The 15415-nt window shown below is 63.7% G+C and carries 16 protein-coding genes and 1 pseudogene; 3 read left to right on the top strand and 14 right to left on the bottom strand.

Going from position 1 to position 15415, the window contains the following annotated elements:
- Positions 1-67: 67 nt before the first annotated feature.
- The 4 genes from ACTIIH_RS14180 to ACTIIH_RS14165 form a co-directional block, all read right to left on the bottom strand.
- Positions 68-583 carry a ferritin gene (locus ACTIIH_RS14180; RefSeq protein ID WP_441452547.1) on the bottom strand — a complete coding sequence of 172 codons (516 nt, stop codon included), beginning with the start codon at positions 581-583 and terminating at the stop codon, positions 68-70.
- Positions 584-752: 169 nt separating this feature from the next.
- Positions 753-2186 carry an amidase gene (locus ACTIIH_RS14175; protein WP_441452545.1) on the bottom strand — a complete coding sequence of 478 codons (1434 nt, stop codon included), beginning with the start codon at positions 2184-2186 and terminating at the stop codon, positions 753-755.
- The gene (locus ACTIIH_RS14170; protein ID WP_441452543.1) at positions 2183-3424 is read right to left on the bottom strand and encodes an amidohydrolase; all 1242 of its coding nucleotides are present in this window, start codon (positions 3422-3424) and stop codon (positions 2183-2185) included. Before ACTIIH_RS14170 ends, ACTIIH_RS14175 begins: the two co-directional genes overlap by 4 nt.
- Positions 3425-3433: 9 nt before the next feature.
- Positions 3434-3988 (bottom strand): hypothetical protein, encoded by a 555-nt coding sequence (locus ACTIIH_RS14165; RefSeq protein ID WP_441452541.1) that lies wholly within the window; start codon positions 3986-3988, stop codon positions 3434-3436.
- Between the two features lie 153 nt (positions 3989-4141).
- Between ACTIIH_RS14165 and ACTIIH_RS14160 the strand changes: the two genes are divergently transcribed.
- Positions 4142-4702, top strand: a complete 561-nt coding sequence (locus tag ACTIIH_RS14160; protein WP_441452539.1) for a maleylpyruvate isomerase N-terminal domain-containing protein — start codon at positions 4142-4144, stop codon at positions 4700-4702.
- A gap of 37 nt (positions 4703-4739) precedes the next feature.
- Here ACTIIH_RS14160 and ACTIIH_RS14155 read toward each other — a convergent pair whose 3' ends face one another.
- The 10 genes and pseudogenes from ACTIIH_RS14155 to ACTIIH_RS14110 all read right to left on the bottom strand — a co-directional run bounded on the left by ACTIIH_RS14155 (position 4740) and on the right by ACTIIH_RS14110 (position 13977).
- A complete protein-coding gene (locus ACTIIH_RS14155; protein ID WP_441452537.1) occupies positions 4740-5258 on the bottom strand; it encodes a hotdog fold domain-containing protein in 519 nt (172 codons plus the stop codon).
- Between the two features lie 32 nt (positions 5259-5290).
- Positions 5291-5602, bottom strand: coding sequence for a DUF1801 domain-containing protein (locus ACTIIH_RS14150; RefSeq protein WP_441452535.1), 312 nt, complete (start codon positions 5600-5602; stop codon positions 5291-5293).
- Positions 5603-5864: 262 nt separating this feature from the next.
- Positions 5865-6332: a transglycosylase family protein gene (locus ACTIIH_RS14145; RefSeq protein WP_441452533.1), complete on the bottom strand. Its 468-nt coding sequence runs from the start codon at positions 6330-6332 to the stop codon at positions 5865-5867.
- 170 nt (positions 6333-6502) lie between these two features.
- Positions 6503-8882 (bottom strand): annotated as a pseudogene (locus ACTIIH_RS14140) (ATP-binding cassette domain-containing protein).
- Positions 8879-9289 (bottom strand): VOC family protein, encoded by a 411-nt coding sequence (locus ACTIIH_RS14135; protein ID WP_441452532.1) that lies wholly within the window; start codon positions 9287-9289, stop codon positions 8879-8881. Before ACTIIH_RS14135 ends, ACTIIH_RS14140 begins: the two are co-directional and overlap by 4 nt.
- 19 nt (positions 9290-9308) lie before the next feature.
- Entirely contained in the window at positions 9309-9476 is a 168-nt protein-coding gene (locus ACTIIH_RS14130; protein ID WP_441452530.1) for a hypothetical protein, read from the bottom strand.
- On the bottom strand, positions 9473-10996 hold the full coding sequence (locus ACTIIH_RS14125; RefSeq protein ID WP_441452528.1) for an APC family permease: 1524 nt from the start codon (positions 10994-10996) through the stop codon (positions 9473-9475). The genes ACTIIH_RS14130 and ACTIIH_RS14125 overlap by 4 nt, the downstream gene beginning before the upstream one ends.
- Position 10997: 1 nt before the next feature.
- Positions 10998-12383 (bottom strand): flavin monoamine oxidase family protein, encoded by a 1386-nt coding sequence (locus ACTIIH_RS14120; protein WP_441452548.1) that lies wholly within the window; start codon positions 12381-12383, stop codon positions 10998-11000.
- Between the two features lie 204 nt (positions 12384-12587).
- Positions 12588-13391, bottom strand: coding sequence for a septal ring lytic transglycosylase RlpA family protein (locus ACTIIH_RS14115; RefSeq protein WP_441452526.1), 804 nt, complete (start codon positions 13389-13391; stop codon positions 12588-12590).
- 256 nt (positions 13392-13647) lie between these two features.
- Entirely contained in the window at positions 13648-13977 is a 330-nt protein-coding gene (locus ACTIIH_RS14110; protein WP_441452524.1) for a hypothetical protein, read from the bottom strand.
- Positions 13978-14033: 56 nt separating this feature from the next.
- Between ACTIIH_RS14110 and ACTIIH_RS14105 the strand changes: the two genes are divergently transcribed.
- Both ACTIIH_RS14105 and ACTIIH_RS14100 read left to right on the top strand, forming a co-directional pair.
- Positions 14034-14798 carry a glycerophosphodiester phosphodiesterase family protein gene (locus ACTIIH_RS14105; protein WP_441452522.1) on the top strand — a complete coding sequence of 255 codons (765 nt, stop codon included), beginning with the start codon at positions 14034-14036 and terminating at the stop codon, positions 14796-14798.
- 121 nt (positions 14799-14919) lie between these two features.
- On the top strand, positions 14920-15261 hold the full coding sequence (locus ACTIIH_RS14100; RefSeq protein WP_169252262.1) for an RNA polymerase-binding protein RbpA: 342 nt from the start codon (positions 14920-14922) through the stop codon (positions 15259-15261).
- Positions 15262-15415 lie beyond the last annotated feature (154 nt).

The following is a 15415-nucleotide window of genomic DNA, read 5'->3' as shown; positions in this document are numbered from 1 at the left end:
CCTAGTTCACCCTCGACTCACGCGACTCGAGATGAGCGCTGAGCCTTAAGTGGACAGTCTGCAGATATCACTCGCCTTCGGCAGTGATATCGGGATGGCGTGAGCCGAGCTCGGAATCGATGCGCAGGACACCGGCACCGTCGGTGCCGACACGCTCGAGGCGACCGATGATCTCCGAGATGCTCGACTCCTCCTCGACCTGCTCGTCGATGAACCAGTGGAGCAGCGGCAGCACGTCGACGTCGGCTTCGTCCTGGGCGGTGCGGTAGAGATTGCGGATGGATTCCGAGACCTTCTCCTCGTGCGCCAGAGCGGCCTTGAAGAAGTCGATCGGCTGCGAGCCCGAAACCTTCGGAGCGGCGATGTCACCGATCTGAGGGGCGAATCCGCGGTCGAGGCAGTGCTGAGTGAACTTCGCGGCGTGCACCTGCTCTTCTTCGGACTGGGCGCGCATCCAGCGCGTCATGCCGGGCAGATCCTGGTCGTCGAGCTGAATGGAGAGCTGGAGGTAGACCAACGAGGCTTCGAGTTCGAGGGTGACCTGCTCGTTGAGGACCTTCTGCATAGCGGGGCTCAGGTGCATCTGTTACTCCTTTGGTGTTCGAGGCGGATCCATTCCGCCTGCTTAGAGAACATCCTGACACCTTTTCTAGAACCGTTCCAGTGTGGAAAGGCTCGGCAAACTCTGCCCAGGTTTGCCATACCTGCCCCCGACCCTCCCGCGATGCGCCGACTCCGGTGCGGCGTTCCGCTCAGAGCTCCGGCCGCCGCCGGTGGTGACCGGTCGCCGATTCGAAGGCATGAGCGACTCGGAGCAGTTCGACGTCAGCGCCCGGCTTCGCCACGATCTGCACACCCACCGGCAGCCCGGAGACCGAGAATCCTGCCGGCACCGAGATCGCGGGGCAGCCGGTCGCCGAGATCAGGCACAGGGCCCGCATCCAATCGAGATAGTTCTCCAACTGCACCCCGTTGATCTGCGTCGGATATTCGATGTCGGCATCGAACGGCAGGACCTGGCAGGTGGTGAGCACGAGGACATCGTGTCCGACGAAGTATCGGTCGATCTCACCGTGGAGTCGGGTGCGTGCGGATTCGGCCGCAACCACCTCGGCGCCGGTGAGCTCGAGGCCCATTCGGATATTCCACCTGACCGATCCCTTGATCTGCTCCGGATGCGCTTCATACAGCCCGCCCCAGGACCCGACGAAGTCGAGGGCACGCCGCACATCGAATACCTCATCGGCATCCGTGAGATTCGGAATCTCCGCGTCCACCTGCGCGCCGAGACCGCTGAGCACCTGAGCCGTGGAGGCGACGATGTCCTTCACCTCGGCCTCGACAGGCAGCAGTCCGTCCAGGTCGGGGCTGAATCCGACCCGAAGACCGGTGAGGTCGGGGGAGTGGTCGGCGGCACGAGCGAATTCCGGGAGGTCGAAGACTCCGCCGGATTCGTGGATCGAGGTCGGCGCCGAGGGGTGCGGCCCTGAGGCCACCGACATCAGCAGTGCGACATCGGAGACCGTGCGTGCCATGAACCCGCTCTGCCCAAGCCACGCATAGGGGTTGCCCGGTGCAGTGTGCGGGATGCGGCCGTTGCTCGGTCGCAGCCCGACGACGTTGTTGAACGATGCGGGCGAACGCAGTGATCCGCCCATATCCGATCCGTCCCCGGAGGCTTGGATCCCCGCCGCGAGCACCGCACCCACACCGCCGGAGGACCCTGATGCCGATTTCGTTCGGTCGTAGGGGTTCACCGTCGTGCCGAACACCTCGTTGAAGGTGTGCGAACCGGCGGCGAACTCGGGGACATTGGTCTTGCCCGACGTCGTGATGCCGGCGTCTTTGAGTCGGGCGATGATGACCGCATCCGATTCGGGAACCCGATCGGCCATGAGCGGCGATCCCCAGGTCGTGCGCATTCCCGCAGTGTCGTGAGTGTCCTTGTGTGTCATCGGCACTCCGTGCAGGGGCCCGAAGCTCTCACCCCGAGCGGTCGCTGAGTCCGCAGCCTCCGTCTGGGCGAACGCGGCCTCGTCGTCACGGGTGACGACGGCATTGAGAGCGGGGTTGACTGCATCGATGCGGTCGAGGTGGACCTGCAGCGCTTCACGGGCGGAGACTTCTTTGGCAGCGATCCGGGCAGCCAGTTCACGGGTCGACCACCACAGCATCTCCGCACTCACGCGCGGTCCTTTCCGACCTTGCTCAGCACCGCTGACAGCGCGGCTCGGATGCCCGTCTCGAGCGTGCTTTCGACATCGTCAGGAGCGAAGAACGGGGAGTGGTTGCCGGCCGGGGTCTGCCCGCCTTCGAATTTCGCAGGGGAGTAGCCGCCGAAGAACCAGTAGACGTAGGGCACACCGATGTCATCGCCGAACGCTCCGACATCCTCGCTGCCGGTGGCAGGCTCGGTCAGGTGCACTCGCTCGGCACCGAGCTCGGCACCGACGTGAGTGAGGAACGACTCGGTTTCGTCGGGGTCGTTGAAGCAGCGCGGGAACCGATACATCTCCTCGATCTCCGGTTCCGGCGCACCGGAAGCCTGCGCCTCGGCGAGAATGATGCGGCGAACCCGATCGAGGACGACTGCGCGGACCTCCTCGGTGAAGGTGCGGATATTGAGTTCGAACTCGGCGGAGCCCGGAATGATGTTCTCCTTGAGCCCACCGTGGAACGTGCCGACGGTGACGACGGACATGTCGCGCCCGGAGATCTCACGGGACACGACCGACTGGAGCCGGGTGATCATATAGGCGCCGAGGACGATCGGGTCGATCGCGTTCTCCGGTTGGGACCCGTGTGCCTGCTTGCCCTTGACGGTCACGCGCAGGCAGTCGGACATCGCCATGGCGGTGCCGCTGCTGGCGTAGATGTGGCCGGCCGTTCCGGGCCACACATGCTGACCGAAGATGACTTCGGGGCGCACGATCTCATCCCAGAGTCCGTCGTCGAGCATGGCCCGGGCACCTTGACCGGTCTCTTCCCCCGGCTGGAAGAGCATGACGACGGTACCCGACCACAGGTCCTTATGTGTGACGAGGTGTTTGGCGAGGCAGAGACCGACGGTGATGTGCGTGTCGTGGCCGCAGCCGTGCATAACCTTCGTGGTCGTCCCGTCGGGCAGAGTGCCCTCTGCGGCGGAGGCGTAGTCGAGTCCGGTGTCCTCGCTGATCGGCAGGCCGTCGATGTCGGCACGGTAGCCGATGACGGGCCCGTCGCCGTTGTCGATCACGGCGACGACGCCGGTTCCGCCGAAGGTGCGGGTGGTCAGTCCGAGGGCGCGGAGTCGGGAGGCGATCTCGGCGGCGGTGTTCGTCTCCTGCATCGACAGCTCGGGAGTGCGGTGGAAGTGTTTGTAGTCGGCAATCGTCTGGTCGAGATCGGCGCTGATCGACGCGCGGAGAGCGGGCTTGAGTGACATGAGGTCCTTTCAGCAGGGGTCTGGTGCCATCTTGGCAGGAATTCTCGAATGCGGGGGTCGGTTTCGGAGACTGAGCGACGGGCGCATGCTGTCGTGAGTTGATCCCCACGATATCGGTGCCGTCGCCGCATATTCGCCCTTGCGAGTGCCGGGCTTCGCCCCGATCGCGTCCTGAGCGACGATGGCTGAGGGCAGCAGCTTGTTCGAGACGTTGCCGATCATGAAGGCCTGGTACATTCCGGCGGGACCGAGGATCGGGAAGTAGGTGAGAGGTTCGACGACGTAGAAGACGCCGCAGACGGCGAACACGGCGAGGAACCCCGTGAGTATCTCACCGAAGTCGATGTTCGCGTCTGCCGCGAAGAGCAGATAGAACGGCACCGAGGTGGCGATGAGGAATCCGACGAACAGCGTGATCGAGCCGCGAAGGCCGCGAGAAGTGCCGCGCCCGGGATGATCGACATGAGCGCAGGATTGACCTTCTCGAGCTTGTGGGAGCTGCGCTTGAAGATCGGGGTGAAGATGAGGGTGGAGATCATCCAGCCTGCATTGGTATACCAACATGCGGGGCCTCGGAACACCGTAGACTGACCGGACGGTCACGACCACTGTTTGGCCGGAAGTTCTCACTGCTCGAGACGCTGTGACCTGACCGTCGACGTTCATCCCACCGAGCAGAACGACGCGGCCCAAGCTCTTCCGACCTAAGCTGAGGGCATGGACGTAGTCACGACCAAGCAGCTCGATCGGGCAGAGACGTGTTGGGTCACAGCGCTGCAGCGAGTACGCGATTCCGATCTGAATCGGACGAGCGGCGCCGGAGAGTGGACGAATGCCGAGCTCATCAATCACCTGATCGGCGGTGGAGTCCGCTACACGCTGCTGCTGGGGCAGGCGAGCACTCCGGAGGTCGAAGCCACCAGGGGAGTCGATCACCTCGGCGACGACAGGCTCGAATCATTCTGGGCTCATGAGACGGCATTCAGAATGCTCGCCGAGGAGTGCGATCTGCAGGTGCCGGTGGCTCATCGGATCGGGAGCATCCCCGGCGCGCAGCTGGTGCAGATGCGCATCCTCGAGCTCGCCCTCCATGCCGCGGATCTCTCATGCGGCACCGGTCACGACTGGCCGATCGACGAGAGCCTTGCCGCGTTCATCGGGGACGAACTCGGCGATCTCATCCTCGCTCTGGGCTCCGAGGGCGGATACAGCCCGCCGCGCCCGATCGACAAGGGCGCCTCGGCCGCTCAGCGGGTGCTTCTGCTGTCGGGCCGGTGACGGGTCCGAATCGGTCACCGAGTGGAGCCAGGGTGGCTCAGCGCTTCTTCGGTGAGATGTACATGGTGATGTGCGCTGTGACGAATGCGGTGCCCTCGGCGTCGAGGATGTCGACGGGGACGACCAGGTCGAACTTCTCCTCGCCGAATTCGGGGATCGTCTCAAGGCGGGTGGCGGCTGTGACCGCCCCTTTGCTGGCCTTGGCGTTGTATTCCACGGTCATTCCCGCAGGGATCCAGCGGTGAGTGGGCGGCACGGTCGCTTCCGTCATGACACCGGCGGCGACCTCGGCCATATTGCACGACGCGATCGCGTGATAGGTGCCGATGTGGTTGTGCATCCCGCGACGGTTCGGTGCAGTCACGCGGCACAGGCCCGGGCGCAGCTCTCTGATCTGCGGTCGCACGGTGCGGAAATATGGTGCCTTGAAGGAGACGGCCTGAGAGAACAGCCAGGAGCCCACGCGGCTGCCCAGAGGCATCTCCTGCATCTTCGTCCAGAGCTTGAAGGTGGGCGCCGAGTCGGTGCTCTGCGCGGCTGTGGTGTCTGCGTTCATGGGTGCACCTTTGCTGTGAGCTGAGTTACTGTTCAGTACAGACTAGCATTCGCCCCATTCGGCCAGCGCTCTTCATAGTCGCCGGTGAGATAGATCGTGTGCTGGCGTGCAGCAGGGGAGTAGGCGAGAACCGGCATCGTGCCGCCATGTCCGGACTCATAGCGATACTCGACCTCACCGAACCCGATGATTCGTGAAGCCCACACCACAGGTGCTTCGCCGGAGATCTCCGCGAAGATCTCGAGCAGGCGGTCGGCCTCGGCGCGCCTGGGACCGCCGGCACGGTCGAGCACGTCATCGACGGGTTCGCCGGTCGGTCGCATTGCTGGTTGCTTCGTCGCCATTTCGCCTCCAGGTCTCGCCTGATGGATCACAGGCTCAGATCGCCGGATTCAACTGTAACTGCGCGCCTCGGGGAGCGGCTCTTTATCTTTACTTAACATAATGTATATTATCGGCGTTCTAGTCGAGATCCGGAAGAGACGCGGCAGTGCACAGAACTGGGTGTACGGAAATGGCCGCGAGCGACACGTGCGTCGCTCGCGGCCATTTCACGATCACAGCCCAGGTGTTCGTGCGCTGTGATCGTCAGATCATTGTGCGGTCTCAGCTGCCGACGGTGACGTTGCCGCCGAGGCCGACCTTGCCGCTGTCGTCCGAGCCGCCATCGTCCGTCTTGCCGTCATCGCCGGCCCCGCCGCCGTCATCGGCTGCACCGTTGGACTTCGTCAGTCCGGCTTTCTCACCGCAGACCGGCCACGCGCCCGGCCCCTGCTCCTTGAGCACCTTCTGAGCGATGTGGATCTGCCATTCCTTGCTGTGCTCGTCCGCGGTGCCCGAACCGCCGAAGGCGCTCCAGGTCTGCTTGGAGAACTGCAGTCCGCCGTAGTATCCGTTTCCGGTGTTGATGTGCCAGTCCCCGCCGGATTCGCATTCGGCGACCTTGTCCCAGACGCCCTTCTCAGATGCCTGTGCCGGCTGCGCCGCGCTCATTCCGGTCAGTCCGGCGGCTGTGACAGCGCCGGCGCCGAGGAGCAGGGCGGCCTTGCGGAGGCTTGTGCTGTAGAGGTTCACTGTGTCTTCTCCAAAGTACGACTGCATTTCGGTTCTGTAACCCGGTCGTTACCGAGCCGTTATACACCGTAACGAATCAACTGCCGCATTTGAACCCGAGACCGCGAATTCAGCATCCGAATCGCCTCCGCGCTATCTGAGTGAAGCGTGATCAGAAGCGGCTCGACCGGTCAGGTATTCACATATGCGGCCAGGTGCTCGGCGGTCAGCGAACCGTTCGTCTTCACTCCTGCGACCAGTTCGGCCGGGCTGCCTTCGAAGACGATGGAACCTCCGTCATGTCCGGCACCGGGTCCCAGGTCGATGATGTGATCGGCATGAGCCATCACGGCCTGATGATGTTCGATGACAACGACGGTCCGACCCGAGTCGACAAGTCCGTCGAGCAGACGCAGCAGGTTCTCGACATCGGCCAGGTGCAGTCCGGTCGTCGGCTCATCGAGGATGATCACTCGCGCCGCATCGGCGGCCTTCGCCGATAAGTGAACCGGCAGTTTCAGTCTCTGGCGCTCTCCCCCGGACAGCGTCGTCAGCGGCTGGCCGAGACTGACATAGCCGAGTCCCACCTCGGCCAGTACTCCCAGGATCTTGACGACCGCGGGAATGCGCGACTGCCCCGCCCCGAAGTGCGCGATCGCCGAATCCACCGGCAGGTCGAGGACCTCACGGATATTCAGTCCGCCCAAGGTGAATTCGAGCACCTCGGCTTGGAACCCCCTGCCTTCGCATTCGTCGCAGGGTGCCGACACGCCGCCCATGAGCGCCATATCCGAATAGATGATCCCGGCACCGTTGCAGACCGGGCCGGCGCCTTCGGAATTCGCGCTGAACAGGGCGGGTTTGACCCCATTGGCTTTCGCGAACGCCTTCCGAATGGGCTCGAGCATCCCCGTATACGTGGCCGGGTTGCTGCGCCGGGATCCCTTGATCGGCGCCTGGTCGATCATCACGACCCCCTCGCGTCCCCGCAGGGACCCTTCGATGAGGCTGCTCTTGCCCGAACCGGCGACTCCGGTGACGACAGTGAGCACGCCGAGGGGCACATCGACATCCACATCGCGCAGATTGTGCGATCCGGCACCGCGCATCTCCAGAGACCCTGCCGATTCTCGCACCGTGTCCTTGAGTGCACCGGTGTATCCGAGGTGGCGACCGGTGAGAGTGTCCGACTCCCGCAGAGCCTCGACGGTTCCGGTGAAGGTGACCTCTCCCCCGTTGCTGCCCGCGCCGAGACCGAGGTCGACGATATGGTCGGCGATGAGGATCGTCTCGGGCTTGTGTTCGACGACGAGGACCGTATTGCCCTTGTCCCGCAGCGCCAGCAGCAGGTCGTTCATCGCTCGGATGTCGTGCGGGTGCAGGCCGATCGTCGGTTCATCGAAGACATAGGTGACGTCCGTGAGCGACGAACCCAGGTGGCGGACCAGTTTGATCCGCTGCGCCTCTCCCCCGGACAGCGATCCCGCCGATCGGTCCAGGGACAGATATCCGAGGCCGATGTTGTTGAAGGCGCGTACATCCGCACGCAGTGACTTCAGCAGCACCGAGGCGGCCCCGCCGTGATCTGGTCGAGCCATTCCATGATGTCCGAGATCTGCAGGGCACAGACATCGGCGATGGACCGACCGGCGATCAGGGAGGACCGCGCGGCCGCATTGAGACGAGTGCCCTCGCAGTCGGGACAGGTGGTGAAGACGACGGCCCGGTCGACGAACTCACGGATGTGCTTCTGCATCGAGTCTCGATCCTTGGACAAGAACGACCGTTGGATCCGCGGGATCAGCCCGTCGAAGGTGATGTTCGTGCCATTGATCTTGACCTTCTCGCCTTCGGCATACAGCAGATAGTGTCGCTCCGTCTCATCGAAATCGGCGACGGGTTTGTCCGGGTCGAAGTAGCCGGATTCGGAGAACATGCGCACGGACCAACCGCCGGGTTTGTACCCGGGGACCGTGATGGCTCCGTCGTTCAAGGATTTCGACTCATCGATCACCTCGGCGATGGAGATGTCTGTGGCCGTGCCCATGCCCTCACAGAGTGGGCACATTCCGCCGTTGACGGAGAAGGACCTGCGTTCGACCTGCTTGCCCTCGCCCTTGTCGATACTCACCGCGCCCTCCCGCTGAGGGTGGCCACGTTGAAGGAGTAGGCGTTGGTCGACCCGAGGTTCGGTTCTGCCAGACGAGCGAAGAGGGTGCGCAGCTTCGCATTGATGTCCGAGACCGTGCCCACGGTGGATCGCGGGTTCGCTCCGATCCGTTCCTGATCGACGAGGATGGCCGTCGTCAGTCCTTCGAGGACATCGACTTCGGGTCGGGCCATCGCGGGCATGAAGCCTTGGACGAACGCGGAATAGGTCTCGTTGATCATCCGCTGGGACTCGGCGGCGATGGTGTGGAAGACCAGTGAACTCTTGCCGGAACCGGAGACGCCGGTGAAGACCGTCAGGCGACGTTTGGGGATCTCGACGCTCAAGTTCTTGAGATTGTTCTCCCGGGCTCCGCTGACGCGGATGAGGTCATGGCTGTCTGCGGTGTGCACAGGTCTCAGCCTCTCTGCTGGATGCGGATCATGTGTCCGGCGGGATCCCGCAGGGCGCAGTCGCGCAGACCGTCGGGCTGGTCCATCGGCGCCTGCACGATATCGGCGCCCTTGGCCTCCACCTCGGCGAAGGCCTCATCGATGTTCGGGCTCGCGAGCACGATGGCGCCATAGCTGCCCTTGGCGATGAGTGCCTCGATAGTCTCCCGTTCGGTGTCGCTGATCGTCGGGTCGGTCACGGGCCGAGTGAGCACGATCGACGTGTCGGGTTGGCCGACCGGTCCCACCGTCAGCCGGCGCATGCGTCCGGCACCGACGTCGAGGCGCAGCTCGAAGCCGAGGATGTCGCGGTAGAAGGCCAGTGATTCGTCCGCATCGGTGTGCGGCAGGAAGCTGGCGTTGATCGAGATGTCCATGTCAGCAATCGTAGACTGCTCAGTCAGGTGGGACTTTTCGATTCCTGACCGGTCGCAGGGCATTCTTCACCACGATCGTCGGCAGCCGGTGCTCGCCTGTGGCCAGGGCCTCCACGCTCAAGGGCTGGTCGAACTCCCGGTCGATGCGGTCCCGGACTCGGCGCAGAGCCACCAGTTGCTCGTTCACCCCTCGTCGACTCCCTGTTTCAGGGTGTGTCCGCGGAAGAAGTCGGGATGGCGGATGGATTGGATGATCATGATGACCACGCCCAGGGCCAGCACTCCGATGCCGAGGACGAAGACGAGTCCGATGCCGAAGACGGACGACCCCGAACCGTAGTCGGGATCGAGGGAGTCGATCGCGGTGGTGACGAAGATGACCAGCAGGATCACTCCACCGATGAGCGGGAACAGGAACCGGAAGAAGAACGTGCGGGTCGAGGAGAACAGGCTGCGGCGGAAGTACCAGATGCAGGCGAGACCGGTGATGCCGTAGTAGAAGCAGACCATCAGGCCCAGAGCGGTGATCGTGTCCCACAGGGCGTTCTCGGACAGCAGACGCATGACGACGTAGAAGATGATCGCTGCTCCCGCCGAGGTGACGGTGGCCACGGACGGCGATTTGTACCGCGGGGAGACACGGCCGTACTTCTCCGGCAGCGCTCCGTAGTGACCCATCGCCAGGATCGTCCGGGACGGCGAGACCATCGTCGCCTGCAGCGACGACAGAGAGGAAGAGAGCACCGCAATGGATACGAGAACCGCGAAGGGACCCATGACAGGGCCGGCGAGTGAGGCGAAGATCGATTCCTGGTTGTCCGGATTGCCTGCCCCGAGCCCCTCGGTGCCGATGCCGGCGAACGAGATGACCGCGATCGTGCAGGCGATGTAGATGATCACGATCGCGATGATCGTGAGCATGGCGGCCCGGCCCGGGGTCTTCTCCGGATCCTTCGCCTCCTCGTTCATCGTGATCACCGTGTCCCAACCCCAGAAGAGGAATATCGACAGTGACACCGCAGCCGCGACGGTGGAGAAGTCGCCGGCCGACAGCGGGTTGAACCAGTCGAATGAGACCGGGGTCGGGTCGAAGGCGGTGCCGTTCGCCACCTGCACGATCGCGGCGATGACGAACCATCCCAGCGCCAGCACCTGGAAGGCGACCAGCCACACCTGCAGCTTCTCCGTGGCTTCGACTCCCCGATACGACACCCAGGCCGCGGCGGCGGTGAGGACGATCGTGACGGGGATATTGATCCACAGAACCCGGGTGAGTTCGGCGATGAACGGATCGGAGAACACCTGCGACAGAAGGAGGAAGAGGAAGTCGACGGCCACGGCCGCAAGATTGGACAGGACGAGGACGGTGGCGGCGACAAGTCCCCAGCCGCCCATCCATCCGAGCCAGGGCCCGAATGCTCTGGTCGCCCAGGTGAAGGTGGTTCCCGAGTCGGGCATCGCCGTGTTCAGTTCCCGGTAGCCGAAGACGACCAGGAGCATCGGTACGAAACCGATGAGCAGCACAGCCGGGGTGTGCACCCCGACCTCGGAGATCGTCGGGCCCAATCCTGAAGTCAGCGTATAGGCCGGGGCGATGCAGGAGATGCCGATGACGGCTCCCCCGATGGCTCCGATCTTGCCGGCGGAGAGTCCCTTGGCGCTCAGTCCGCTCGTGTTCGTCGACGGTGTCGGCTGTGTGCTGCTCATCTCAGGAAATCTCGCCGAGGATCCTCTCGGCGGTGGCGGTGCCGATGCGCACTGCTCCGTCGACGTGCTGGTAGCCTTCGGCAGCGATATCGGAGCTGGCGAAGTGGATCGGTCCGACCGGGTCGTTCTGGAACGGCCCCCACCGGTGCAGACCGCCGAGGTCGTAGCTGGTCGCATAGGCACCACGGGTCCATTCCTCCGCACCGAAGTCGGAGAGGTAGAACACGCGCGGGTCGAGTGCCTTCGGGCCGAGGAATTCGGCCAGCGATTCGAGGATCGTCGTCCGGCGGGACTCCTCGTCCAGGGCCCACATGGCATCGGCGTTGACATCGGAGATGAACCCGACGAGGGTGCCCTGCTCTTCGCCGTGGTTCGTGTTGTCGTAGACCTCTTGCACGAGACGGGAGGCACCGAACCCGGTTCCGCACAGACCGTCCTCACGCCAGAACGGAGTGTCGTAGGTGGCGTGGACCTTGATGACGAGCCCCATCGACTGGTGTTGGTGGAAGATCTGCTGGAGCCGCGGCAGAGGCGGGTCATAGCTGATGCGCGAGTAGAGGTTCGGCGGGACGGCGACGATCGCGGACCGGGCGTTGACGCTCAGTTCGTCGGTCGAGACGTGGACTCCGGTCTCCGACCACTCGATCCGACGCACCGGCTGCTGCAGGCGGACGATGTCCGCACCGAGTTCCTCGGCCATCTGCACGGAGACCGACTGCATTCCGCCGACGACGCGACGGTCGAGGATGAAATGATCATCGACGAGGTTCGTGAATGATCCCGCCGAGGCGGCCATGAGGACGGCCTGGAGAGTTGAGAAGGTGGTGGCGGGCTTGGTCAGCATGCCGCCGGCGACGAACAGTCCGATGTTCTCGCAGGCGAGTTCGTCCTCGGACTGTTCGCGCAGCCAGTGGTGAAAGGAGATCGAGTCGAGTTCGGCAGCGTCCTCGGCATCCCAGGGAGCCTGCGGTCCGATCCGGGCGGCGAGTTCGTCGAGGAGGCCGATGAGGCGTTCCATCTCGGCCTGGGTCGACTCCCCCACGGGGAACATCTCGCCCGAGTAGACGGTGCGGGTTCCGTCGGGTGCGATGTAGACGCTGTCGCCGTCCCGGTAGCGGGGATAGGTCTCTTTGCCGAGTTCGTCGACGAGAGCCAGCAGTGCGGTCTGGTCCGGAGAGATCCACTGTCCGCCGAGTTCGAACATCTGCCCGTCGATCTGTTCGGTCCAGGTCCGTCCGCCCACACGATCACGAGCTTCGAGGACGATGACGCTGCGTCCGGACCTCCGCAGCCGACGGGCCGCGCTCAGGCCCGATGGGCCTGCTCCGATGATGACGACGTCACGGGTTTCTGCGGACATGGCGGACTCCTCGACAGACTGTGTGATGGTGGCTTCAGGTTAGCTACCCCACAGTCGAAAACCAAGGTCGAGAAGACGAATACGAATTTCGTAGCAACAGAGCAATCCGTAGCTCCCGGCTCGAACGAGCGACTAATTTCCTTTGTCTATATGATCATAAAGTTCGAAAATCGTATTTGCGTTGCAGAACCTGCGGATTCCGCAGTCAGCGGCTGCAGGAGACAGACGGCGTCACTGGACCTCGTATCTGCCGTTGATCTGCCCGGCGCCGACTCCGCCGACGGCTTCCATAGCGGCCTTCGACAGATCGAAGCAGCGGTTGCCGTGGTAGGGACCGCGGTCGTTGACGCGCACGGTCACGGACTTGCCATTGGCGGTGTTCGTGATCTTCACCTTGGAGCCGAACGGCAGGGCTTTGTGAGCCGCGGTGAGCTTATTGGTATCGAAGATCTCACCGTTGGCGGTCTGATTACCGTCGAATCCGTCACCGCCGCCGTAGTAGGACATCGGGCAGCTGCCGGATTCGCCTGCCGACTTGCCGGAGTTCGACGGTCCGTCGTTCTCACCCGCGGACCCTCCCGACGGTCCCTCGTTGCCGGACGTCTCTCCGCCGCTGGACGATCCTTCGTCCTTGGTCTCAGCGGTCTTCGGCGGCTTGGGGCTCGGTGTCTCGACATGAGTGTCGATCGTGACCTCTGCAGGCTTCTCCTTGGCCTGCTTCTTCGCTTTTTCGAGGAACTCATCCGGGGCCTGTGTCGGCTCGGAGACAGCGACAGCGGGCGCTTCGGCCACGACCTGACCGCTCGTGGAAGAGTCGTTGGGAACCATGGCGAGGCTCGAGGCGACGACGGCTGCCGTCGCGGCGGTCGGCACGATGAACGCGGAGAGCACCGGGCGGGTGCGGACTGCTGCCAGCACTCCCCCGGCGGTGTTTTGCCGGTCAGCGGGTGCGTGGCGTCCGGTCTTCTTCTTCGCTGACAGCGCGGAGAAGATCGAACCGGTCTTCTTGGTGTTCGGAGCTGAGTGTCTGCCCACAGTCGTGTTCCTCGTCGTCATCACGGAGTGTCTCGGCAACTCGGAGATGCAGGGGGAAGACCTCTCGCAACCGTGCGCTTGAGGATCGGCTCCAAGTTATCTGATCGTTATCTCCACAGATTCTAGTTAAGGAACTGTTACAAAAGCAATGTGGCACACCGTCTGAATGTGCCACATTGCTGAGACTCTGCTCACGGGCGGCATCGGTCGACTGCCGAGTCGCAGGTCCTGCGAACCGGTTCGCGGCGGGATCTGATCAGGGGCGACGGGGCTTGCGCGTCACCAGTTTCCGGACACCGTCGGCTCCGGTCGTCACGGTCTCCTGTGCTCGGTCGAAGGCCCGTTCGACCTTGCCGCTGCGCACAGCGTCATCGATCGCGTGCGAAATGCTTCCCAAAGCCCGGTTGACGCCGTTCTCGCCGGCCTCGAGGAGGCGCGAGGTCGATGTCGCCTCGCGCACATTCCTCACACCGGTGCTCGCTGCGCTGTATGCGCGTCCGGCGACCCGGCGTGCGCGTTCGGTCGGAGTCTTCGCGGTCGCGTCGAGGACATCGTCGGGTTCGAGGGGTTCGCGGTGTGAACTCATGACTCCATCCTTGAACAGTGCCTCGGTGAAATCAACACCCTGATTAGGATTGGATAATGAATTCCCAGCGGGAGGTCATCGCAGACCCGGAGATCATCGCTCACCGAGGCGGATTGTGGCCCGGGACGAGCGAGAACACCCTCGAGGCGTTCGCCGCAGCCGCCGACGCTGGTGTGAAGTGGATGGAGACCGACGTCCACGCCTCCGCAGACGGCATCCTCTTCGCTGCTCATGATGCCGACCTCAACCGCATCGCCGGGATACCCCGATCCATCCGCGAACTCCCTGCTGACGAGCTCGACGAGGTCGACCTCCTCGCAGGGGGTCGACTCCCCCGCCTCGAAGCGCTGGTGGAGGAGCTGCCGGAGGTGCAGTGGAATATCGATGTCAAGGCCGCTCACAGCATCGGCCCCATGATCCGGTTCGCGCATAATTTTCATGCCGCTGACAGGATCCGGCTCGCCTCCTTCGACTCGGGAACCCTGCGACGGCTGCGCACCGCCCTGCCCGGGGTGCGCACGTCGACAGGCACGAGGGAGACTGCCCTGTTCGCCCTCGGTCGACTGCCGGGTTTCCCCGATCACGGGGCCGCTTCCCTGCCTCCGGGAGTCGACGCACTGCAGGTGCCTGCGTCGTTCAAGACGATTCCCGTGGTCACTGCCGACTTCGTCGCCCGAGCTCACCGGTCGGGCCTGCTCGTTCATGTCTGGACGATCAATGATGAGCCGACTATGCAGTCGCTGCTCGCCCTCGGAGTCGACGGAATCGTCACCGATGATGTCGAGCTCGGTCTCGCGGTGCTGGGGTATCGGCACGGTTGACTGCCCCTTCTTCATCGTCGATTCGCGCGTGCCGCCCCGGAGCTGTCGGCGAGGAATATCCGGGCACGGTAGACTGTTACATTGCGTCCAAGGTGTGCAGTCGAGTCGGAAGGTCTTAGATATGAGCGAACGCAGTCTCCGCGGAACACAGTTGGGCTCGCGCAGCCTCGAAACCGAAGAGGGCGTCGAACCGGCACCCCGCCAGATGGTCGAATTCGAATGCGAAGACGGAACCCGCTTCAAGGTGCCGTTCTCGATCGAAGCCGAGGTTCCCTCGGCCTGGGATTCCGGTATCCACGGCATCGGAGTCCGCGTCGGAGTCAACGAGCCCGATGGTGAGCCCGTGAAGCACGTGCGCTCCCACTGGGACATGCTCCTGGAACGCCGGTCCTTCGACGAACTCCAGGTGCTCCTCGATGAGCGCCTCGCGATCCGTCGTGGTGAGGTTCCGGCCCAGAGCTGAACCAGCCGCAACAGGAACCCATAAGGGGTGCAGGTCAACAGACCCGCACCCCTTATTGCTACCTGACGGCGGCCCAGCAACCTCGCGCGAGGTTGCTGAGCTGTGCTGTCTCACTACCTTGCTTACAACCTGTCTCAATACATTGCTGACACCA

Source organism: Brevibacterium sp., assembly GCF_052105255.1.
In the GTDB taxonomy this organism is placed as follows: domain Bacteria; phylum Actinomycetota; class Actinomycetes; order Actinomycetales; family Brevibacteriaceae; genus Brevibacterium; species Brevibacterium linens_B.
This window is presented reverse-complemented; position numbering and strand designations above follow the sequence as displayed.

Bases quoted from the DNA above. Each gene is read 5' to 3' on its own strand.
- ACTIIH_RS14110 (WP_441452524.1), bottom strand. From the start codon at position 13,977: ATGAGTTCACACCGCGAACCCCTCGAACCCGACGATGTCCTCGACGCG.
- ACTIIH_RS14105 (WP_441452522.1), top strand. From the start codon at position 14,034: ATGAATTCCCAGCGGGAGGTCATCGCAGACCCGGAGATCATCGCTCAC.
- ACTIIH_RS14125 (WP_441452528.1), bottom strand. From the start codon at position 10,996: ATGAGCAGCACACAGCCGACACCGTCGACGAACACGAGCGGACTGAGC.
- ACTIIH_RS14155 (WP_441452537.1), bottom strand. From the start codon at position 5,258: ATGAACGCAGACACCACAGCCGCGCAGAGCACCGACTCGGCGCCCACC.
- ACTIIH_RS14135 (WP_441452532.1), bottom strand. From the start codon at position 9,289: ATGGACATCTCGATCAACGCCAGCTTCCTGCCGCACACCGATGCGGAC.
- ACTIIH_RS14150 (WP_441452535.1), bottom strand. From the start codon at position 5,602: ATGGCGACGAAGCAACCAGCAATGCGACCGACCGGCGAACCCGTCGAT.
- ACTIIH_RS14180 (WP_441452547.1), bottom strand. From the start codon at position 583: ATGCACCTGAGCCCCGCTATGCAGAAGGTCCTCAACGAGCAGGTCACC.
- ACTIIH_RS14170 (WP_441452543.1), bottom strand. From the start codon at position 3,424: ATGTCACTCAAGCCCGCTCTCCGCGCGTCGATCAGCGCCGATCTCGAC.
- ACTIIH_RS14160 (WP_441452539.1), top strand. From the start codon at position 4,142: ATGGACGTAGTCACGACCAAGCAGCTCGATCGGGCAGAGACGTGTTGG.
- ACTIIH_RS14165 (WP_441452541.1), bottom strand. From the start codon at position 3,988: ATGTTGGTATACCAATGCAGGCTGGATGATCTCCACCCTCATCTTCAC.
- ACTIIH_RS14100 (WP_169252262.1), top strand. From the start codon at position 14,920: ATGAGCGAACGCAGTCTCCGCGGAACACAGTTGGGCTCGCGCAGCCTC.